Below are 21,163 nucleotides of genomic sequence, written 5' to 3'. Positions count from 1 at the left end.
GTCAGTCTGAGCCAGAAAATGGGCAGTTGATCGTGAAATTGCGTGTCAAGAATCGCGATTCTTTCGATAGTGTGAAGAGATGGACACCGTCAGCGCCGATATCGCGACACTCGGCCACCGCATCCGCCACTACCGCACCCAGCGGGGACTCACGCTCGATGAGCTGGGAGCCGCCGCCGGGGTCGCGGGAAGCCAACTGTCCCTCATCGAGAACGGTAAGCGTGAGCCACGGCTGTCGCTGCTCCAATCCGTCGCCAACGCTCTCGCCATCGACCTCTCCGATCTACTCAGCACCGAACCGCCCAACTCGCGCGCAGCGCTCGAGATCGAACTGGCACGCGCACAACGCGGGTCCCTCTACGCCGCACTCGGCCTGCCCCCGGTCAAACCCACCAAGGGAACGCCGACCGAGACGCTCGAAGCGATCGTCGGACTGCACCGGGAACTCGCACGGCGAGCGACCCAGGCGATCGCGACGCCCGAGGAGGCCCGCCGGGCGAACAACGAACTGCGCGAACAGATGCGCGCACAGGACAACTACATCCCCGAGATCGAAGAACTGGCAGAAGATCGCGTGCGCGCGGCGGGCCACACCCGCGGGGCCCTGACCCACCGCGAAGTCAGCGTCATGGCAGAGCAGCTGGGTCTCCGCCTGATCTACGTCAATGACCTGCCGCACTCGGCCCGCTCGGTGACCGACCTCGCCAACGGGCGCATCTACCTTCCGCCGGCGTCCATCCCGGGCGGCCACGGCCTCCGCTCGATGGCGCTCCAGGCGATGGCACACCGGCTGCTCCGGCATGAGCCGCCGGAGAGCTACGCCGACTTCCTGCGGCAGAGGCTCGAGATCAACTACTTCGCGGCGTGTTGCCTGATGCCGCGCGAAGCCGCGGTGGGGTTCCTCCAGGAACGCAAACGCGACCGGGACCTCGCCGTCGAAGACTTCCGCGACGCGTTCGGTGTCACCCATGAGGCGGCAGCCCTCCGCCTGACCAACCTCGCCACCAGCCACCTCGACATGACGCTGCACTTCCTCCGCGTCGGCGACGACGGCGCCCTCTACAAAGGGTACGAGAACGACGGCCTCCCGCTGCCGACCGACGTCACGGGGGCGATCGAGGGCCAGCTCGTGTGCCGCCAGTGGAGCGCACGCAGCGCGTTCACGCACACCAACCGCACGACGGAGCTCTACCAGTACACCGACACGCCCGCCGGAACGTACTGGTGCGCGACACAGACGGGGTCGACCTCCGCCGGCGGGTTCTCGATCAGCGTCGGGGTGCCGTTCGCCGAGGCGAAATGGTTCCGAGGACGTGAGACGACGGTGCGGGCGGTGTCGCGCTGCCCCGACGAGTCATGCTGCAAGCGGCCGGCGCACGAACTCGAGGACCGCTGGGCGGGCAAGGCGTGGCCGAGCGCGCGGCTGCACGCGCACATCCTGTCGCCGCTGCCGTCCGGCAGCTTCCCCGGCGTCGACGACAACGAGGTGTACGCGTTCCTCGAGGCGCACTCAGCCGAGTAGCGCGCGACCGTCGGGGGTGCGGCGCTACTTGGGCTGCATGCGGATGGCGCCGTCGAGCCGGATGACCTCGCCGTTGAGCATCGGGTTCTCGACGATGTGGCGCACGAGCGCGGCGTACTCCGCCGGCCTGCCGAGGCGGGAGGGATGCGGGACCTGGGCGGCGAGGGAATCCTGCGCCGCCTGCGGCAGTCCCGCCATCATGGGAGTCTCGAAGATCCCGGGCGCGATCGTCATCACGCGCACGAGATCCCGCGCCAGCTCGCGCGCGATCGGCAGAGTCATCGCGGCGACTCCGCCCTTGGACGCCGAATAGGCGGGCTGCCCGATCTGCCCGTCGAAGGCGGCGACCGAGGCCGTGTTCACGATGACGCCGCGTTCCTCCCCCACCGGTTCGGTCTTCACCATGGCGGCCGCCGCGAGCCGGATCACATTGAATGTTCCGATCAGGTTCACCCGGATGACGCGCTCGAACTGTCCGAGCGCGAGCACTCCGTCGCGTCCGATGACCTTGCCGGGCGTCGCGATTCCGGCGCAGTTGACCACGATGCGAAGGGGCGCGAGCCCGGACGCCTCGTCGATCGCTGCCTGCACCTGCTGCTCGTCGGTCACATCCCCGGCCACGAACCGTGCGGTCGGCCCGAGCGCGACCGCCGCCTTCTCGCCCTCCGACGAGGGCAGGTCGAGGATGACGACAGAGGCCCCGGCAGCGGTCAGCGCCTGCGCGGTCGCGTGGCCGAGTCCGGAAGCGCCGCCGGTGACGACAGCCGAGCATCCCTCGATCTGCATGAGAAAGTCCTTTCGTGGGCGTGGGCGATGCGGGTGAGCGTTGCGGGTGGGCGTTGCGGGGCGAGCGTCTACAGCCGCTCGATGATGGTGGCGTTGGCGGTTCCGCCGCCTTCGCACATCGTCTGCAGGCCGAACCGGCCGCGAGTGGATTCGAGCTGGTTCACCAGGGTCGCCAGCAGTCGTGTGCCCGAGGATCCGAGGGCGTGGCCGAGGGCGATCGCGCCCCCGCGCGGGTTCAGGCGCGCGTCATCCGCCTCGAACTCGCGCTGCCAGAGCAGTGGGATGGGCGCGAATGCCTCGTTGACCTCGTAGGCGTCGATGTCGTCGATCGAGAGACCCGTGCGCGCGAGGACCTTCTCCGTTGCGGGGATGATGCCGGTGAGCATGAGCAGCGGGTCGCTTCCGGCGACACCGAACGAGTGGAACCGCGCTCTCGGCCGCAGCCCGAGACGCTCGGCCATCTCTGCACTCATGATCAGGGCAGCGGATGCACCGTCCGTGAGCGGTGAGGAGTTGCCCGGCGTGATCTTCCAGTCGATCTCGGGAAAGCGCGCCGCGAGCTCGTCGGTGCGGAACGACGGGGTGAGCCCCGCGAGCGCCTCAGCGGTCGTGGCCTGACGGATCGTCTCGTCGGCCGTCACCTCGCCTTTGTCCGGCACGCCGACCGGTACGAGCTCATTGTCAAAGGCTCCGGATGCGGCTGCCGCGGCCGCGCGCGCATGTGACCGCGCAGAGAACGCATCAAGTTCCTCCCGGCTGAATCCCCACCGGGCGGCGATCAGCTCGGCGGACACGCCCTGGTTGACCAGGCCGTCCGGATATCGGTCCCGCAGGAGCGCACCCGACGTCGACTGCCCGGCCCGGTTCGACAGCATCGGAACCCGGCTCATCGACTCGACGCCGCACGCGATGACCAGGTCGTACGCGCCGGCGAGAACTCCCTGCGCCGCGAACGCGGCCGCCTGCTGGCTGGATCCGCACTGGCGGTCGACGGTCACGGCCGGCACCGAGTCGGGGAAACCAGCGCTCAACGCGGCGGTTCGCGTGAGGTTCGTCGACTGTTCGCCGATCTGGGTCACGCATCCGCCGATCACGTCGTCGACGAGCGCAGGGTCGAGGTCGTTGCGACGTACGAGCTCACTGAGCACGCCGGCGAGGAGGTCGGCCGGATGCACGCCAGACAGGGCCCCTCCCGGTTTTCCGCGCCCGGACGGGGTGCGGATGACGTCGACGATGACCGCATCGGTGCTCATGGTCGCAGGCTCCTCCGCCGGATCACGCCGTCGCCGGGTCGGGCGTCAGCGTGTACTTCGTGTACAGGTATTCGTGGATGCCCTCGAGGCCGCCCTCGCGGCCGAGTCCCGACTGCTTCACGCCGCCGAACGGTGCGGCAGCGTTCGAGACCACGCCGACATTGAGGCCCATCATGCCCGTCTGCAGCCGGTCGATGAGGCGCTGGCCGCGGGCGAGGTCCTTCGTGAAGACGTAGCCGACCAGCCCGAATTCGGTGTCGTTGGCCATCCGGATCGCCTCGTCCTCGTCGATGAATCGCACGATGGAGAGCACCGGACCGAAGATCTCTTCGCTGAGGATCCGACTGCCGGCGACCACGTCAGTGACGACGGTCGGCTCGAAGAAGTTGCCGTCCCCGTCGATCTCTCCGCCGCCGGTGAGTACGCGTGCACCCCGCGCGACCGCGTCGTCGACGAGCGACGCGGCCTTGGCGACGGCGTCTTCGTTGATGAGGGGGCCGATGGTGATGCCGTCCTCTGTGCCCCGGCCGACCCGGAAGCCGTTGACCCGTTCGGTCACCCGTCTGGCGAATTCGTCGGCGACCGAGTCGTGCACGATGAACCGGTTGGCCGCCGTGCACGCCTCACCGATGTTGCGGAACTTCGCGAGCATCGCACCGTCGACCGCCCTGTCGAGGTCGGCGTCGTCGAAGACGATGAACGGCGCGTTGCCGCCGAGTTCCATCGACGTGCGCAGCACGTTCTTCGCCGACTGCTCGATCAGCCTGCGGCCGACCTCGGTCGACCCGGTGAAGCTCAGCTTGCGCAGACGCGGGTCGGCGATGATCGGCGCAGAGACGGCACCGGATGTCGACGTTGTGATCACGTTGAGCACGCCACCGGGGAGTCCCGCATCTTCGAGGAGTTTCGCGAAGTAGAGGGTGGTGAGCGGCGTCAGCTCGGCCGGCTTGATGACGACGGTGCAGCCCGCGGCGAGCGCCGGCGCGATCTTGCGGGTCGCCATCGCCAGCGGGAAGTTCCACGGCGTGATCAGGAAGCAGGGTCCGACCGGATGCTGGGACACGATCATGCGCCCGGTGCCTTCCGGGTTCGTCCCGTATCGTCCGGCGACGCGCACGGCTTCTTCGCTGAACCAGCGCAGGAACTCGCCGCCGTAGGTGACCTCGCCATTCGCTTCGGCGAGCGGCTTGCCCATCTCCAGGGTCATCAGCAGGGCGAACTCGTCGCGGCGCTCCTGCAGCAGGTCGAATGCGCGGCGCAGAATCTCGCCACGGGCGCGGGGGGCGGTGGCGGCCCATGCATCCGATGCTTCGACGGCCGCGTCGAGCGCACGGCGACCGTCGTCGACCGACGCGTCCGCGATCGTCTTGATGGTCGCATCCGTCGCCGGATCGCCGACGTGGATGACACGGCCGCTCGTCCCGTCCACCCACTGGCCGCCGATGTAGAGCTGGTGCGGCACTTTCGCCAGCAGTTCGTGTTCGCTCGCTTCACTCATCGCCCAGGCTCCTTCGTCATCGCCGACCACCTTCGAGCATAACCACCCGCTCGCCCGCCGTCTCGAGCACAGGAAAAGTCGCGTTATGGCTGCGCGATGGGGTGCGTTCTCCTGTGCTCGGCGGGGAGAGGGATCGGGCGGCGAACCAGGGGTCACCGGCACTTGGCCGCAGTTGCGATCTGCTGGTCTGTGGGCCGCCCGTACGCTTCGATCCCCGACCCTGGCACGTCGAAACCCATGCTGATCGACCACGCCGTCGCCCACATCTCGTCGTTGCTGTCGAACACCGGCCCGCTGTAGAGCGGCCGGCACGCGACCCGGATCGCCTGGCTGTGGCCGACCTCGTGAGCGACCAGGGCTCGCGCATCCTGTCCGTCGCTCCAGTAGTCAGCAACGTTGAAGTTGAGCGAGATGATGGCCCAGCCGCCGTCCTCCGACCACGCCTGCGTGGTTCCGGACAACCAGCCGTCGCCCTTCCCGTTCACTGTGTGCGCCCAGACGAAGTCGAGATGGACCCCGTGCGAGATCGACCGAGCGTACGCCTCGATCTCGGCGTGGATCGGATAGGCGGGGTCCGCTTTCGCGGCCTCACCGGCCGCCTGGGAGGCGCGCACCGTTTCGATCGCCGTGATGGTCGCGAGCATCCCCCTGCCGACGAACTGCGGGTTGGTCGTGCTGTCGGCGACGGCCGCAAGCGCGTGCTTGAGACCGATCTGCGACTGGTAGGTGGCCAGGGTGTCGCCGGCGAGAGTCGTGTTCGCGGTCGCGCGGATGTCTCCCCAGACCGCCGTGTTGGCCGTGAGCACGTCGTCCAGCGCTGCATTCACGACAGCCGTGTCGTGAGTCGCGGCGTGGACAGCAGCAACGTTCGCCTTCTGGCGGTCGACCAGCTGATATGTGGTGATGAGAGTGTCCCAGGGCAGCGCGACGGTCGCCACGTTCGGCACGAAGGACCGATCGGCCGGGGCCTTGACGGGTCGCACGGCCGCGACCGTCGTGTGAAGCGCATCCGATTTCTGCTTGAGTGCCGTGAACGCTGCAACGGGGACATAAGCCGGGCGCGCCCGCCCGAGGAAGGTCTGTGCCCCGACGACCGTCGACTTGCCCTGGGCCACGGCCGACGTGCGGTCGTCGAGGGCGGTGACGAGACGTCTCGCCGAGCTCGTCTCGGTGTTGTAGGCGGCCGAGTACAGGGATGCTGTGGCCACGTGCCAGGCGACCGCTCCACCCGCGAGACCGACGACGGCCACGATGACAGTGATGAGGATGACGACGGCGCGCCGCCCGCGGGTCAGCGCCACCGCCGGACGTTCCGATTCCAAACCGCACTCCCCCTGTCGCGCACCGCTGCTGCAGCCGACGGACAGGCTATCGGAGCCCGCATCGCTGTCACAATTCCCGTTATCGAGGGGCATCGCGACGCCGGCGTCCGCTCGTCGCACGCGCTACGTCCCGCCGCACTACGTAGACCGAGTGCGGCTGGACAGAACACGTGCGGCGGCGATGCCGTCAGTCGAGGGATGCGCGCACGAGCGGTACCGCACGGTGCGCGATCTTCGTCTCCAGCACGATGACCGTCGACGTCCGCATGATCCCCGGGTCGCTCACGATTCCGTCGATCACGCGCTGCAGGTCGGCGTTCGAACGCGCGACGACGCGGACCATCAGGTCGCCCTGACCCGTGATCGTGTGCACTTCCAGCACTTCGGGGATGCCGTCGAGGTGTTCGATCACCGAGCGGTCTCCGCTGCCCTGGGTGATCTCAGCGGTGATGAACGCCGTCACCGGGTAGCCCAGCGCTTCAGTGTCGATCGTCGGGGCGAAATCCCGGATGACGCCCTCGCGCTGGAGCCGGTCGAGTCGCGCCTGGACGGTTCCGCGAGCGACGCCCAGGCGACGCGACGCCTCGAACACGCCGATGCGGGGTTCTTCGGTGAGCAGCGCGATCAACGCCGAATCGAGTGCATCGACCATCGTCGCCTCCTCCCATCCGCCGTGCCGTCATTCCGCCGTGCCGTCATGCACAGTGTAGAGCGGATGCGAGAAAGACCCTACGACGTGCTCGCTCGCTCCAGAAACGGCAGTGCGGCCTGCTTGAATGCCCGGGCACTGAGCGTGGTGACGTGGTTGCGCTTCGGTATGACCACGAGTTCGGCGCCGAGCTTCTGTGCAGCTTCGTCGCGCCCCTGCGTCACCGGGTCTGCTTCGCCGACGACGAGCAGAGTGGGAACGGGGGACGACAGGTCGAGTGGATGTGCTGCCATCCCCGTCACGCAGGCCGCGAGCGCTTCGCGGTCCAGTCCGGGCGCCTGGCGCAGCGACGCCAGCAGCGGGCCGATCGGCGAATCCGCGACGTCGGCCCAGGTGTCGCCCGGTTGCAGCAGCGCCGAACGCACCACATCCACGCCCCAGCGGGCGAACTGCTCCTCGGTGCCGATACCGCCGACGACCAGTCGCCGCACGCGCTGGGGAGCCGTCTGGGCGAGCGCGAGCGCGGCATAGCTGCCCATCGAGTAGCCGATCACGTCCACCTGTTCGAGGCCCTCTGTGTCGAGGACGGCGAGAAGATCGCCCGCGAGGATCGTCGGCGAGTAGGCGCCGCCATCGTGTGGGCCCGAGCTCTGTCCGTGGCCGCGCAGGTCGACGACGATCGCACCCCGCCCGTCCTCAGCGAGCGCGCGAACCCAGCCGGTCGCCTCCCAGGTGAGCGCTCCGGTGGTTGCGAAACCGTGGACGAGCAGCACCGGGTGCCCGCCCTCGGTGCGCTCGTAGGCGATCCGCTGCCCGTCGCCCGTCGCTGCGAACGACGGGTGGGCGAACGATGGCTGGGCCGCGTCCATCAATCCTCCGGAAGCTGGAGTCGCACGCGCCGCGTGGGCGCAACCTCATCCGGGACGGTTCCGACGATCCCCACGGCGTCGTCGGCGATCTCGAACGTGATCAGGGGCTCACCGACGTCGAGGGCGTCGCCCTCAGCGGCATGGAACCGTGCGACCGTTCCTGATTGAGGAGACGGCAACTCGACGGCCGATTTCGTCGTCTCGACTTCGACGAGGGGCGCGTTCCGCTCCACGTAGTCGCCCTCGGCGACCAGCCATTCGAGGATGGTCGCCTCCTGCAGACCCTCCCCGAGGTCGGGAAGGGCGAACGTTATCTCAGCCACGGCGGTACTCCAGGGTTCGCTGGACCGCTTCGAGGATGCGGTCGATGCTGGGCAGGTATTCGTCTTCGAGCACCGGAGACGGGTACGGCACGTCATACCCCGTGACCCGGCCGACAGGCGCTCGGAGGTCGGAGAAGCAGTGCTCCATGAGGAGGGCGCTGACCTCGGCGCCGAGGCCGGCGGTGAGCGGCGCCTCGTGCACGACCACGGCGCGGCGCGTGCGGGAGACCGATTCGGCGACACCGGCCGCGTCGATCGGTTTGAGCCAGCGCAGGTCGACGACCTCGATCTCGACGCCGTCCTCAGCGCCGAGCTCGGCCGCCTGCAGGCAGCGCGCCACCATGGCGCCCCAGGCGATCAGGGTCACGTGCCTTCCCGGCCGCACGATCCGCGACGTGCCGACCGGGAGCCGCTCGGCAGCCATCGCCTCGTCGAAGCCGGCCTTGTGCCAGTACCGCGACTTCGGCTCCATGAAGACGACCGGGTCCGGGTCATCGATGGCCTGCCGGAGCAGCGCATACGCCTCGGCCGGATTCGACGGCGACACCACTTTGAGGCCGGGCACATGCGCGAACAACGCCTCGAGGCTCTCGCCGTGGTGCTCCGGGGCGCGGATGCCGCCGAAACTCGGCAGGCGGAGCGTGATCGGCATCGGAAGCGTTCCGCGACTGCGGTAGTGCATGCGCCCGACCTGGTTGACGAGCTGGTCGATCGCCGGGTACGAGAACCCATCGAACTGGATCTCCGGCACCGGGCGCCAGCCCGCCATCGCCAGGCCCACGGCCATCCCCATGATCCCCGACTCGGCGAGCGGGGTGTCGAACACGCGCTCATCGCCGTATTTCGCGTTCAGCCCGTCGGTGACGCGGAAGACACCGCCGAGCGGGCCGACGTCCTGGCCGAACACGAGCGTGCGGTCGTCCGCCGCGAGGGCATCGTCGAGCGCACGGTTGAGCGCGCGCTGCATCGTCGTCGTCTCAGCCACGCGACGCCTCCTGCCACGCGCGCCTCTGTTCGAGAAGGGATGCGGTGGGCTCGGCGAACACGAAATCGAACATCTCCTCGCCGGGTCGTCCGCCGAGCGCGGCCACACCATCGCGCACCTCTGCGGCGCGTTCGCGCGCCTGGACCTCCACGCCCTCGAAGTATGCGTCGACGTAGCCGAGTGCGCGCAGCCTGGCCTCGGCGACGGTGAGCGGGTCGCGGGTCAGCCAGTCCTGCTCTTCGGCGAGGGTGCGGTAGCGGCCCGGGTCGTCCGACGTCGAGTGCGGCCCCGCGCGGTAGGTCATCGCTTCGATGACCGTCGCACCGCCGCCCGACCGGGCGCGGAGGATCGCGGCCTCGGTCGCACGATGAACAGCGATGACATCGTTCCCGTCGACGCGGTTTCCGACCAGTCCGTACCCTTCGGCACGGGCCGCGACAGAACCACCCGCGACCTGGGATTCCGTGGGAACTGAGATCGCCCATCCATTGTTCTGGCAGAAGAACACGACGGGGAGCTCGTAGATGCCGGCGAAGTTCATCGCTTCGTGGACGTCGCCCTGTGAGCTGGCACCGTCGCCGAAATAGGCGATTGCGACGCCGTCGCTGTGGTCGAGTCGTGCGCCCATCGCCCAGCCGACCGCGTGGGTCACCGCTCCCCCGACGACGGCGTTGAGCGGCGCGAGGTGGGTCTCGGCCGGGTTCCAGAGCCCGCCGTGCCACGCGCCCTGGTGCGACGCGAGGTAGGAGACGGGGTCGACGCCGAGCGCGATGGCGACGCCGAGTTCGCGATAGGTCGGAAAGGCGAAGTCCACAGTGCGTTCGAGGGCGGCGGCGCTGCCGACCTGAGCAGCCTCCTGGCCCCGCATCGGTGCGTAGCCAGGAATGATGCCCTGGCGCTGCATGGCGACGGCGTCGAGGTCGAGGTGGCGAACGGCGACCATGGTCTCGTAGAGACTGCTCAGGAGGTCGGCGTCCACGTTCTCGCCGTCCACGTCGTCAGGGTGGTTCATCCGCTCGGGGGTGGTCATCGCCATCGTGTCTCGTTTCGTCTCAGGGGGCGCCACGGGCTGTCGGCGCGGCATCCCGCGTCCCGTGAGGCCACTGTGACACGCGGGACCTGAGTGGGCAAGAAGCACAATGGATGCTGGTCACCCTGTACATTCAGGCGCGAGTGGAGGCGCTTTCGCTGTGCAGGATGCGCGGCTTTGTTCGACGATGTTCGCGCCACAGCCGTGACGGCCACCAGATCGGCGTACCGATGTCGTACGACAGGGCGGGAACCAGCAGCGAGCGCACGATGACGGTGTCCAGGAGAACGCCGAACGCGACGATGAACGCGATCTGCACGAGGAACAGGATCGGGATGACGGCGAGCGCCGCGAATGTCGCAGCCAGCACGACGCCGGCCGAGGTGATCACACTCCCGGTCACTCCGAGACCGCGGAGGATGCCCGGCCTCGTGCCGATCCGCAGGGACTCCTCGCGCACGCGCGTCATCAGGAAGATGTTGTAGTCCACGCCCAGTGCGACCAGGAAGACGAACCCGAACAGCGGCACCGCGGCATCCGCCCCCGGAAACCGGAGGACGTCGTTGAAGACGAAGGCGGACACCCCGAGCGCCGCCGCATAGGAGACGACGACGCTCGCGATCAGTAGGACCGGCGCGAGGATCGAACGGAGCAGGAGCATCAGGATCACCAGGATCACGGCCAGCACGATCGGGATGATCTTGACCAGATCGCTCTGCGCCGTCACGTTCGTGTCCAGTGCGATCGCGGTGACGCCGCCCACGAGGACGTTCGGGTCGGTGGCTGGGAGCGTGTCACGCAGGTCGCGCACGACCTGTTCGGCCGCATCCGAATCCGCCTGTGAGGCGAGGGTCGCGTTGATCAGCACGCGCCCGTCCCTGACGATGGGCTCCGGGGCCGGCCCTGCGGCCGGTGCGGTCGGGTCGATCGGGCCCACGTAAAGCGATGCCGCACTGATGCCGGGGGTGCGCTCGACCGCCGCCAGCGTCGCCTCCGCCTTGCCGGCATCCGCGACGACCACGACCGGACTTCCCGACCCGGCGTCGAAATGCCGCGCGAGCACCTTCTGGCCGTCGACCGCGTCCGACTGGCTGAGGATCACGTCGGTCTGCGAGACGCCGCTCGCCTGCAGCTGGGGCAGCCACGCGATGCACACTCCGAGGAGTATGAGCGCTGCGATCCAGGTCAGACGCGGCCGGCCGGCGATCAGCGCCCCCACGCGACGCCAGAGGCCGGTGATGCCTTCGAGCCCGTGGATGGCGGCGACATCCGCATGCTCCGGCGCGTGGTGCTCCTCGCCGACGAACTTCGGCCGGAACGGCCAGAAGGCTGCGCGCCCGAACAGCACAAGGAGCATCGGGAGGAGCGTGAGCGCGGACAGCAGTGAGAAGACGATCCCGATCGCGGCGATCGGTCCGAGACTCCTGTTCGAGTTGAGGTCGGAGAACAACAGGCAGAGCAGCGCGATGATCACGGTCGTACCGGATGCGACGATCGGCTCGAAGGCGGCCCGCCACGCCCGGCCGATCGCGGCCCAGCGCGACTCCACTTCTCCGAGCGCCTCGCGGAACCGGGCGACGAGGAGCAGCGCGTAATCCGTGGCGGCGCCGATGACGAGGATGGACAGGATGCCCTGGCTCTGCCCGCTCAGTTTGATCCACCCCCAACTCGCGAACGCGTAGACGAGGAGGATCGCCGCGGTGAGGGCGAAGAGGGATGTCAGGAGCACGAGGAACGGAAGTACGAACGATCGGTAGACCAGCAGCAGGATGATGAAGACCGCCCCGACCGCGACGAGCAGGAGGATGCCGTCGATCCCTCCGAACGCATTGACGAGGTCGGCTGTGAGGCCCGCCGGCCCCGTGACCCAGCCATGCGCATCCGTCGGGAGGTTGCTGTCGACGACCGCCCGTAGGTCGGCGACGACCGTCTTCACGCCGTTCGTGTCCTCGACCGGCACGATGAACTCGACCGCGCGGCCGTCCTTCGATGGGATCGGTCCTGCGACCGTCGTCGTGGCGGAGCCGGTCGGCCGCTGAACCCCATCGACCGCGCCCAGCTTCTCGCCCAGTGTGGCGTAGCTCGCGAGTTCGCTCGGCGGGATCGCGGAATCCGACTCGATCACGACGATCGCGGGGATGGCGTTCGAGTCGGTGAACTTCTGTTGCCAGTCGCGGACTTCGGTGGACTCTGCGCTGGCGGGCAGGAAGGACGCCTGGTCGTTGCTCGAGACGGACGAGAGCTTGCCGAAGGTCGGACCGCCGAAGCTCGCAGCCGCGAACCAGAGAAGTATCACGACGGTGGGCAGCAGGATCCTCAGCCAGCGTGCCGGGGTCCAGTCGGTGCGCCGATTCACGCGTCCTCCATAGTTATCTAGCCAAGTTAGCAACTAACTTAGCAAATAAACCAGCGGACGATCACTCGGAAGGTTCGAGACGAGCGCCGAGGTGCGCGAGCTCGGCCAGCGCCGCAGCGCTGGACTCCGGCGCCACGCCGGCCACGAGATCGGTGAGGATCCGAACCCGCTGACCGTGCTCGAGCGCATCCTTCGCAGACGCCCGCACGCAGTAGTCGGTGGCGATCCCTGCGATGTCGATGTCGGTGATCCCATGCTCGTCGAGCAGATTGTGCACGGTCGAGCCCGCCTCGGTGCGGCCCTCAAAGATCGAGTACGCGGGGACGCCCTGCCCCTTGCGGATGTGGAACGTCACCTTGCCGGTCGCCAGGGCCGGGTGATACTCGGCTCCAGTGGTGCCCGCGACGCAGTGCACCGGCCAGGTGTTGACGAAATCGGGGGCCAGATCGGTCGCGAAATGACCGCCGTTGTCGTTGTCGGCGTCGTGCCAGTCACGGGAGGCGAAGATCGTCCGGTAGTCGCCCGCATGCGATTCGAGGAAACGCGTGATCCCGGCCGCGACGGCCGACCCGCCGTCGACCCCGAGAGCCCCGCCCTCTGTGAAGTCGTTCTGCACGTCGATGATGAACAGGGCCTTGCTCATGAGCGCCTCCGTCCGGTCGACGAACGCCGACCCTAGTTGTTCGTGAGGTTGTCCCCGCAGTGGTAGAACCCCGTGACCAGCGTATCGATCGCCTGCTTGGCGTTGTCGCTCACCGGACCGAGTGCGAACACGGCGAAGGTCAGCGGAGTTCCGTCCGCTGCGGTGACGATACCCGACAGCGTGTAGCCGTGGTCGATCCATCCGGTCTTCGCGTGCACCGCGCCACGCGCTGCCGCGTTCGCCCCGGTGAAGCGTGCGTAGCCCGGGCCGAGCGTGCCGGACTGACCCGCCACCGGCAGACCGTCGTAGACGACACCGAGTCCGTTCTCCCGGTTCAGCACCTTCACGAACAGGCGGGTGAGATACGACGGCGGAACGGCGTTGTCGCCGCTCAGGCCCGAGCCGTCGGCGATGTGGATGCCGGTCGTGTCGATTCCGTACCCTTTCAGGGCCGAGATCACACCGGCATTCTCGGCGGCGAACGTGTTGCCCGCGCCCGTCTTGATCGCGACCAGCCGGGCGAGCTCCTCCATGATCGTGTTGTCTGAGACAGACATCGCCTGGTCGATCAGAGCTGTGACCGGCTGCGACTGCACGGCTGCGAGCTGCTGGGCGCCGGCCGGTGCCGTGCCCTGGGTGACCGGGACATTCGTTCCGAGGTACTGCTGGAAGTACTGCACCGCGCGGCCGACCGGGTCGGTGGTCCGCGGAGACTCGATCGCGGTAGGGTCGTTGCGGTCGCCATCGACCTGCAGAGCCGTGATGTACGAAGTCGAACCCTCGACGACGCGCTCCTCGTGCTCATCCCAGCTCGGCTGCCAGACCGGGCCGCCGAACAGCGACGTGTCCACCACGATCGAGGTGATCGGCTGTCCGCCCATCGCCTGCCTGGCCTGATTCGCCAGATCCTGGATCTTGGGTGCGCCCGTGTAGAACGATGCCTGGCCGTCCGGAAGGCGCGAGAGCGTCACATCCCCGCCGCCGACGAGCACGATCTGGCCGGGGGCGCTCCCCTTCACGACGGTCGTCGAGACCCGATAGTCAGGACCGAGCACCTTGAGGGCGGCCGCGGAGGTCAGCGTCTTCAGTACGCTTGCGGTCGGACCCGGCTTGCCACCGTTCCGGTCGAACAGTACTGCGCCGGTCTTGGCGTTGACGACCTGAGCTTCGAGGTTGCCCAGGCGGCCGTCCTGCGCCAGTCCACTCACCGAGCAGGTGCGGATCTTCGTCGCTGCGGGCGCTACGACGGGAAGCGGGCGGGTCGGGGCCGCGACAGGGCGCGTGGGGGTCGGAGTCGGCGTGGAGCTCGCGCTGGGCAGAGTGGAAGCAGATGCGGAGGTGCCGACGGATGCGCCGAGAGCGACCGCGCCCGACCCGAGCACGACCAGAACAACCGCCGAACCGGCGATGATCCAGGCCAGAGGGTGCCTGCGCACCGTGCTCAGGATGCCGGCGAACGGCGAAGCTGCGGGCGTGTCGCCCGCTCGTTCTGTCGTCTCCGATTCACGCATCCGAGTATGTTACCCGCCCAATCTGTACGCTATTGCCAGCATTTTCCCGGGATCCCGCCTATTCGCCCGGGTAGACGAGGCCGATCTGGCGGCGGATCTCATCCATCGTCGCCATGATCGAAACGGACTCCTCGGGCGACAGGATGGGGCTGGCGAGCTCGCCCGCGCGGATCAGTCGCTCCGCTTCGTCGGCCTGGAACTGCATCCCGCGCCCCTCGACCGGCTGGTCGTACGACTCGACGACGTCGCCCGTGCTGTTCAGCACTCGGAAGGTCGTCGGCGAGTACCAGACGGAGTCGATGTCGATCCGTCCCTCTGTGCCGACGATCGTCGCCACGTTGGGCCCCAGTGTGTCGAGCGCTGAGATCGACGTGGCCAGTTGCCCGTCTGCGTAACGGAAGATCGTCGCGACCTGCGAATCAGCGCCGCCCTCCTGGAACCGAGCGCTCGCCAGCACGGATTCGGGAGTACCGAAAAGGTGGGCGGCGAACGAGATCGGGTAGATGCCCAGATCGAGCAGCGCGCCACCGCCGAGATCGAGCGCGTTCATCCGGTGGCGAGGATCCGTCGGTGCCTTCTGACGGTGATCCGCGTCGAACTGCCGCAGCTCGCCGAGGGTGCCTTCGGAGATGATCTCGCGGATCCGGACGACGTGGGGCAGGAACCTGGTCCACATCGCTTCGAGCACCAGGAGTCCCTTCGACGCGGCAAGATCGACGATCTCACGCGCCTGGGCCGCGTTGAGGGTGAACGGCTTCTCGACGAGCACGTGCTTGCCGGCGTTCAGCATGAGGATCGCGTTCTCGGCGTGGAAGGCGTGCGGCGTCGAGACGTAGACGATGTCGACGTCGGGATCGGCCGCGAGCTCTTCGTAGCTGCCATGTGCCGTCGGGATGCCGAACCGGTCGGCGAACGCCTGCGCACTTTCGAGGTTCCGCGAGCCGACAGCCTGCACCTCGTGCCCCGTCAGGACCAGGTCTTTGGTGAACTCGCTCGCGATCCAGCCGGTCGCGAGGATTCCCCAGCGGATAGGGCTTTCGGCTCCTGCAGACACGCGTCTCCCTCCGGGCCGGCCGGTGCCGGGCGCCGCTTGCGATGCTAGCGCGCAACAGGGCGGAGACGCGAGGACAGTGTGCCTGCGGCCGGGCCGCGGCGGGGTCGGATGCCCCGAGTAGCATCGCGGGCATGAACATCATCCTGGTTCCCGGCTTCTGGCTCGACGCGTCCTCCTGGTCGGGGGTGTCGCCGACACTGGTGGACGCAGGTCATGACGTGCAAGCGCTCACCCTGCCTGGACTCGAGTCCGTCGACGCCGACCGCAGCGGCATCGGGCTGCGCGACCACGTCGACGCCGTCACCGCCGCGATCGATGCTGCGACCGCCCCAGTGGTTCTCGTCGGTCATTCCGGCGCGGGCGCGATGATCCATGCGGCGGCGGATGCGCGTCCCGACCGCGTCGCACGCGCCATCTACGTCGACAGCGTGCCCCTCGGCGAAGGCGGTTTCGTCACAGACGACTACGCCCCCGTCGGCGACAGCGTGCCGCTTCCCGAGTGGGATGCGTTCGAGCCCGAGGACGTCATCGATCTCACCGACGATCTGCGCGCGAACTTCCGCGCCCGCGCCGTGCCCGAGCCGTATCGGGTGATGACCGACCGGCAGCACCTTCACAACGCCCGGCGATACGACGTGCCGTCGACGGTCATCGCCTGCGAGTTCTCGACGCAGCAGCTTCGACAGTGGATTGACGGAGGCGTACCTTTCGTCGCGGAGTTGTCGCGGATGCACGACGTCGAGCTGATAGACCTGCCGACAGGGCACTGGCCCCAGTTCACCCGCCCCGCAGACCTCGGTGCGGCAATCGTCGCGGCGGTCTCACGCGACATCGCCTGATCGCTGCCGAGAAGATCCTCGCAAACCCTGCCGGCTCGGCGGCCGGCCGGCGTCACTCGGGCTTCGACTGCTTGGCTGCCTGCACTGCGCCGATCAGGTTCTCGATCACCGGGCGAAGCTGTGCGCTACTGAGGCCTAGCGCCTCGAGCTCGGCTTGGGCCGGACCCTCGGTGGCGCCCGACAGAATGAGGTGCTCTGTCCCGATGTAGTTGTGGACGTAGTGCAGAGCGATGTCCAGCGAGCGGGCGATGAGCTTCTTCGCCTCGATACCGAACTGGACCGAGCGCGTCTGCTCCGCGCTGGCGTCGGATTCCAGGCGGACGACCGGAGGGAGTCGTAGGGCGTCGAACACCTTCTCGTCGCTGACGCCGAGGGCATGAACCGCCTGGGCTGCAACACTGTCCGGCTCACTGAGCAGGGCGCCGATGATGTGGCGAGGCTCGGTCTCGGTGGCCTGATCGTCGTCGGCCGCCAACTGGCGTGAGACGACCAGGGCATTGCGGGCGCGTGGGGCGAACCGCTCGAAGAGCCTTCCGCCCGCAACCAGCTCACCCGAGCGAGCGACATGACGCTGCTGAGCCGCTTGTTTCGAGACACCCATACTGTCGCCGATCTGGCTCCAGGAAGCCCCGGCGCGGCGAGCCTGATCCACGAAATAGCCGATCAGCGCATCCGCCTGATCCTCGACGCGGCCAGAAACCCGCCTCGCATCAGACAGCGCATCAAGGGCATCACCGTCGGGGTGGATCGCCCGAACGAAGCTGATCAAGGTGTCCAGGGAAATCGGAACCCCAATCTGCATCGCAGATTGAGACAGACAGCTCGATTTTCGTGGACGGGTCCTACTGGAGCCGCCCAAGGGAATCGAACCCTTGACCTTCTCATTACGAGTGAGATGCTCTGCCGACTGAGCTAGGGCGGCGTGGGCCTTGCTCTACGAGCGCGACGCACAGCTAGATAGCTTACCTGATGCCGCGGGCGCGTTCGCACACACGCTCGGCCCGGACGGTGCGGCGATCAGCGGACGACGCTGCTGAGTGTCTGGAGCTGTTCGAACGAACTGCGCAGACGATCCGCCAGGGGTTCGACACCGCCGTGGTCTGCCCAGCAGGACCAGGCGTGGCGCATTCCGGCGAATGCCACATAGGTGACAAGGCGCGCCCGCTGGTGCAGCGTCTCGGGGTCGTCGGCGAGCCCCGGCGTGTCGTGTGCGAGACGCCGCTGGATGACCGCACTGAGCGCATCCTCGAACTGATGCATGCTCGCCATCCGTAGCGCGAACAGTTCCGGGTTGTCCTTGAGGAGCGCGCGCCGCAGGTTGTGCAGGTCGCGCGCTGTTCGAGCATCCCCGGCATCGACCGCCGGACCGCCGGTGTCGAGGTCGCCCGTGTCGATCGCCGCGACCAGAAGTTTGCGGATGCCGTCGAGGATGGGCTCATGCGGCCCCGCTTCCACGAATTCTTCGATCGTGAACGAGTCGGGCATTTCGGGCAATTCACCGATGATCGCCGACTCTTTCGACGGGAAGTAGTTGAAGAACGTTCGCGGCGAGACGTTCGCCAGGTGGCTGATCTCGTCGATGGTGACTTTGTCGAACCCGCGCTTGCTGGCGAGTTCCACAGCCGCAAGCTGGATCGCACGACGTGTGGCCAGGCGCTTGCGTTCGCGCAGCCCCAGTTCTTCCTCGATGACGCTCATTGCCCAATTATTGCGTTCTGTGCAAACTTGCACCACTTAAATGCGAATGTTGCTTTCGCTGGCTCAGCATTTCGGGTCCTCGGCCGGCACCGTCCCGTGGACGAAGAAGTCGTCGACCGTGTTGTTCACGCAGGAGTTCGACTTGTTGTAAGCGGTGTGCCCTTCGCCTTTGTAGGTCACAAGGTGGCCGTTCTCGAGTTCCCTGGAGAGGTTCTGCGCCCAGACATACGGCGTAGCCGGGTCGTTCGTCGTGCCCACGACGAGGATCGGGGCCGAGCCGGCGGCAGCGATCGGACCGCGCTTCAGCGTCGATTTGTACGGCCAGTTCGCGCACGAGATGTCGCCATAGGAGAGATAGGGACCGATCACCGGCGCGGCCTTGGCGAGTTCGGCCGCCTGCTGCTTCATGACGGACGGATCGGCGTTGTAGCTGTAGTCGAGGCAGTTGACCGCGGTGAAGGCTTCCATGGAGTTGTCCGCATAGGTTCCGTCATCGTTGCGGTTGTTGTATGCGTCGGCCAGCTGGAAGGCGAACGAGGCGGAACCTTGCATGACGGAGCTGAACATCTTGCTCAGATACCTCCAGCTCGCGCGGTCGTACAGCGGGAAGATGATGGCCGTCACCAGAGTGTTCGCACCGAGCTCACGCCCGTCGCTGTTGCGGATCGGACTCGCCTCGACTGACGCGAGGAGGTCGGTGATCGTCGCCATGCCGTCTGCGACTGTTCCCGAGAACGGGCAGTGTGCGTGCGCCAGGCAGTCCGCGAGGTAGGCGCGGAGCGCGCTCTCGAAACCCTTGGCCTGGATGGTGGTGACGTCGTTGTTGTCCGAGGCGGGATCGAGAGCGCCGTCGAGTACCAGGCGCCCCGTCTTCTGCGGGTACATGCCTGCGTAGACGGTGCCGAGGTAGGTGCCGTAGGAGTATCCGAGGTAATTCAGTTTCTTGTCGCCGAGTGTCGCTCGCATGAGGTCGAGATCGTGGGCGGCACTCACAGTGTCGACGTGATCGAGCAGTGCACCGGTGTTGCTCGCGCAGGCGCTCCCGAATTCCTTGGCCGTTCTGACGTTGTTGGCGATCCATTCGTCTGACCCGCGAACTCCGGGCGTGATGTCGTAGAGGTAGGCGTCCATCTGCGCAGGCGCGTAGCAGGTGACCGCCGAGGACCGGCCGACACCGCGAGGATCGAACCCGACGACGTCGTAGGAGGCCTGCAGTTTCTTGTCGGCTGCGAAGTCGAGCGAGTTCTTGATGAAGTCGTAGCCGGATGCGCCCGGGCCGCCCGGGTTGACCAGCAGAGAACCGAGGCGCGTCCCGGTCGCCTGGTGACGGATGAGCGCGAGTTTGACCTGCCCGGCCGACGGGTTCGCCCAGTCGAGCGGCGCTTTCACTGTCGTGCACTGCATGCCGCTGGCGCAGCTGGTCCACTCGAGTTTCTGCTGGTAGAACGGCTGAAGGTCGGCAGCGACATCTTCGGCGACGGGGGTCGATGTCGCGCGCGTCTGAGACGGCAGGAAGAGCCCGACGCATCCGCTGAGCGTCAGTGCCACGACCGTGAAGACGGCGAGCACCGACCAGCGGGTCCCGACACGTCGACCGGGCCGCATTGTCTTGCCTGTTGTCACGCCTTCTCCTTGTTCACGATCGCGCTCAGGATCGTGCTGACCCGCGCACGATCGAGACGAGCATCGCCTCCAGCGCAAGTGCGGGTGCGACGTTGCCGTCGATGCGTTCGCGCGCGGACGCGATCGAATCCATTGCTGCGAGGGTATCTGCCGGAGTCGAATGCGTGCTGAGAAGCACCAGCTGGTCGTGACGTTCTTTGTTGACGAGTTCGCTCGCGCTGCCGAGCTGCAGCATCACGACGTCGCGATAGAGCGAGAGCAGGTCGACGAGGATGCGGTCGATGCCGTCTCGGAGACTGCGCGTGGCACGACGCTTCTGGTCTTCTTCGAGCTGCCGGAGCTGACCGCGAAGGGCCGGGGGGATCGTGCCGCCCGGTTCGATCCCGAGCGATCGGAGTGTGTGCTCTCGCTCCTCTGCGTCTCGCTCTTCGGTGATCGCCTTGGCGTCTGCCCCCGCGATCTCGAGCAGGCGGGCCGCAGCCAGCACGGCGTCGGAGACCGATCGGATTCCGAGGGCGATCGCGATGGTCTCTTCGCGCCGCCGCCGGGCTTCCGCATTGGTCGCAAGCCGGTGGGCCATGCCGATGTGGCTCTGCGCCTCGCGGGCGGCACGCTCCGCTACGACCTCGTCGACGCCGTCGCGCCGCTGGATGAGTTCGGCGACGTCGGTCGTGCTCGGAACGCGCAGGCGGACGGTGCGCACACGGGACCTGATGGTCGGAATCAGGTCGGCGTCGCTCGGAGCGCAGAGGATCCACACGGTGCGCTCGGGCGGTTCTTCGAGCGCCTTGAGGAGCACGTTCGATGTGCGTTCGCTCATACGGTCGGCGTCTTCGATGATCATCACGCGATAGTGGCTGGAGGATGGTGAGAATTGGGAACTCGCGACGAGACTGCGCACTTCTTCGATCGAGATGATCACGCGCTCAGTGCTGAGCACGGCGAGGTCGGGGTGGGTTCGTGCGTCGACCTGACGACGGGTGGCGAGGTCGCCTTCGGGGTCGCCCGGACTGAGCAGGGCGGCGGCAAACGCGAAGGCGAGGTTGGACCGCCCCGATCCCGGCGGCCCGGTGATGAGCCACGAATGCGTCATAGCGCCGCCGTCTCGCGCGCTTGCCGCTGCCTCGAAGATGGCAATGGCTTCAGCCTGACCTGTCAGGTCGTCCCACACTGCCATTGTCCAAGGCTATCGTCTGCCGCCG

19 protein-coding genes and 1 tRNA gene are annotated in these 21,163 nt (G+C 67.5%); 2 read left to right on the top strand and 18 right to left on the bottom strand.

Annotated elements, in window-relative coordinates:
- Window positions 1-79: 79 nt before the first annotated feature.
- Window positions 80-1,522: a helix-turn-helix domain-containing protein gene (locus AAYO93_RS04165; protein WP_345763752.1), complete on the top strand. Its 1,443-nt coding sequence runs from the start codon at window positions 80-82 to the stop codon at window positions 1,520-1,522.
- Between the two features lie 24 nt (window positions 1,523-1,546).
- Here the strand turns inward: AAYO93_RS04165 and AAYO93_RS04160 are convergent, their stop codons facing one another.
- From AAYO93_RS04160 to AAYO93_RS04100, 13 genes are all read right to left on the bottom strand, one after another.
- Window positions 1,547-2,308 (bottom strand): 3-hydroxyacyl-CoA dehydrogenase, encoded by a 762-nt coding sequence (locus AAYO93_RS04160; protein WP_345763751.1) that lies wholly within the window; start codon window positions 2,306-2,308, stop codon window positions 1,547-1,549.
- A 68-nt stretch (window positions 2,309-2,376) separates the two neighbouring features.
- On the bottom strand, window positions 2,377-3,561 hold the full coding sequence (locus AAYO93_RS04155; RefSeq protein ID WP_345763750.1) for a thiolase family protein: 1,185 nt from the start codon (window positions 3,559-3,561) through the stop codon (window positions 2,377-2,379).
- A 22-nt stretch (window positions 3,562-3,583) separates the two neighbouring features.
- A complete protein-coding gene (locus AAYO93_RS04150; protein ID WP_345763749.1) occupies window positions 3,584-5,059 on the bottom strand; it encodes an NAD-dependent succinate-semialdehyde dehydrogenase in 1,476 nt (491 codons plus the stop codon).
- A 152-nt stretch (window positions 5,060-5,211) separates the two neighbouring features.
- A complete protein-coding gene (locus tag AAYO93_RS04145; RefSeq protein WP_345763748.1) occupies window positions 5,212-6,360 on the bottom strand; it encodes a hypothetical protein in 1,149 nt (382 codons plus the stop codon).
- 208 nt (window positions 6,361-6,568) lie between these two features.
- Complete coding sequence (locus tag AAYO93_RS04140) at window positions 6,569-7,033, bottom strand: Lrp/AsnC family transcriptional regulator (RefSeq protein ID WP_345763747.1); 465 nt, start codon at window positions 7,031-7,033, stop codon at window positions 6,569-6,571.
- A gap of 77 nt (window positions 7,034-7,110) precedes the next feature.
- Complete coding sequence (locus AAYO93_RS04135; protein WP_345763746.1) at window positions 7,111-7,899, bottom strand: alpha/beta fold hydrolase; 789 nt, start codon at window positions 7,897-7,899, stop codon at window positions 7,111-7,113.
- On the bottom strand, window positions 7,899-8,222 hold the full coding sequence (locus AAYO93_RS04130; protein ID WP_345763745.1) for a biotin/lipoyl-containing protein: 324 nt from the start codon (window positions 8,220-8,222) through the stop codon (window positions 7,899-7,901). Before AAYO93_RS04130 ends, AAYO93_RS04135 begins: the two co-directional genes overlap by 1 nt.
- Window positions 8,215-9,189, bottom strand: a complete 975-nt coding sequence (locus tag AAYO93_RS04125; RefSeq protein ID WP_345764809.1) for an alpha-ketoacid dehydrogenase subunit beta — start codon at window positions 9,187-9,189, stop codon at window positions 8,215-8,217. Before AAYO93_RS04125 ends, AAYO93_RS04130 begins: the two co-directional genes overlap by 8 nt.
- 10 nt (window positions 9,190-9,199) lie before the next feature.
- Window positions 9,200-10,243: a thiamine pyrophosphate-dependent enzyme gene (locus AAYO93_RS04120; RefSeq protein WP_434056667.1), complete on the bottom strand. Its 1,044-nt coding sequence runs from the start codon at window positions 10,241-10,243 to the stop codon at window positions 9,200-9,202.
- Window positions 10,244-10,370: 127 nt separating this feature from the next.
- Window positions 10,371-12,593, bottom strand: a complete 2,223-nt coding sequence (locus AAYO93_RS04115) for an MMPL family transporter (RefSeq protein ID WP_345763744.1) — start codon at window positions 12,591-12,593, stop codon at window positions 10,371-10,373.
- 61 nt (window positions 12,594-12,654) lie between these two features.
- The gene (locus tag AAYO93_RS04110) at window positions 12,655-13,236 is read right to left on the bottom strand and encodes an isochorismatase family protein (RefSeq protein ID WP_345763743.1); all 582 of its coding nucleotides are present in this window, start codon (window positions 13,234-13,236) and stop codon (window positions 12,655-12,657) included.
- A gap of 32 nt (window positions 13,237-13,268) precedes the next feature.
- Window positions 13,269-14,747: a D-alanyl-D-alanine carboxypeptidase/D-alanyl-D-alanine-endopeptidase gene (locus AAYO93_RS04105; protein ID WP_345763742.1), complete on the bottom strand. Its 1,479-nt coding sequence runs from the start codon at window positions 14,745-14,747 to the stop codon at window positions 13,269-13,271.
- Between the two features lie 58 nt (window positions 14,748-14,805).
- A complete protein-coding gene (locus AAYO93_RS04100; protein WP_345763741.1) occupies window positions 14,806-15,801 on the bottom strand; it encodes a Gfo/Idh/MocA family protein in 996 nt (331 codons plus the stop codon).
- 131 nt (window positions 15,802-15,932) lie between these two features.
- Between AAYO93_RS04100 and AAYO93_RS04095 the strand changes: the two genes are divergently transcribed.
- Entirely contained in the window at window positions 15,933-16,640 is a 708-nt protein-coding gene (locus tag AAYO93_RS04095) for an alpha/beta fold hydrolase (RefSeq protein ID WP_345763740.1), read from the top strand.
- Between the two features lie 52 nt (window positions 16,641-16,692).
- Here the strand turns inward: AAYO93_RS04095 and AAYO93_RS04090 are convergent, their stop codons facing one another.
- From AAYO93_RS04090 to AAYO93_RS04070, 5 genes are all read right to left on the bottom strand, one after another.
- Window positions 16,693-17,499 carry a Clp protease N-terminal domain-containing protein gene (locus tag AAYO93_RS04090; RefSeq protein WP_345763739.1) on the bottom strand — a complete coding sequence of 269 codons (807 nt, stop codon included), beginning with the start codon at window positions 17,497-17,499 and terminating at the stop codon, window positions 16,693-16,695.
- Window positions 17,487-17,562: transfer RNA gene (locus AAYO93_RS04085), tRNA-Thr, on the bottom strand. Before AAYO93_RS04085 ends, AAYO93_RS04090 begins: the two co-directional genes overlap by 13 nt.
- A gap of 95 nt (window positions 17,563-17,657) precedes the next feature.
- Entirely contained in the window at window positions 17,658-18,338 is a 681-nt protein-coding gene (locus AAYO93_RS04080; RefSeq protein ID WP_345763738.1) for a TetR family transcriptional regulator, read from the bottom strand.
- A gap of 63 nt (window positions 18,339-18,401) precedes the next feature.
- Window positions 18,402-19,961: an alpha/beta hydrolase gene (locus AAYO93_RS04075; protein WP_345763737.1), complete on the bottom strand. Its 1,560-nt coding sequence runs from the start codon at window positions 19,959-19,961 to the stop codon at window positions 18,402-18,404.
- 25 nt (window positions 19,962-19,986) lie between these two features.
- Window positions 19,987-21,138: a DNA polymerase III subunit delta' gene (locus AAYO93_RS04070; protein ID WP_345763736.1), complete on the bottom strand. Its 1,152-nt coding sequence runs from the start codon at window positions 21,136-21,138 to the stop codon at window positions 19,987-19,989.
- Window positions 21,139-21,163 lie beyond the last annotated feature (25 nt).

Source organism: Diaminobutyricibacter sp. McL0608, from assembly GCF_039613825.1.
Taxonomy (GTDB): domain Bacteria; phylum Actinomycetota; class Actinomycetes; order Actinomycetales; family Microbacteriaceae; genus Diaminobutyricibacter.
Note: the sequence above shows the minus strand (reverse complement) of the source record. Positions and strands in the feature narration are given on the sequence as shown.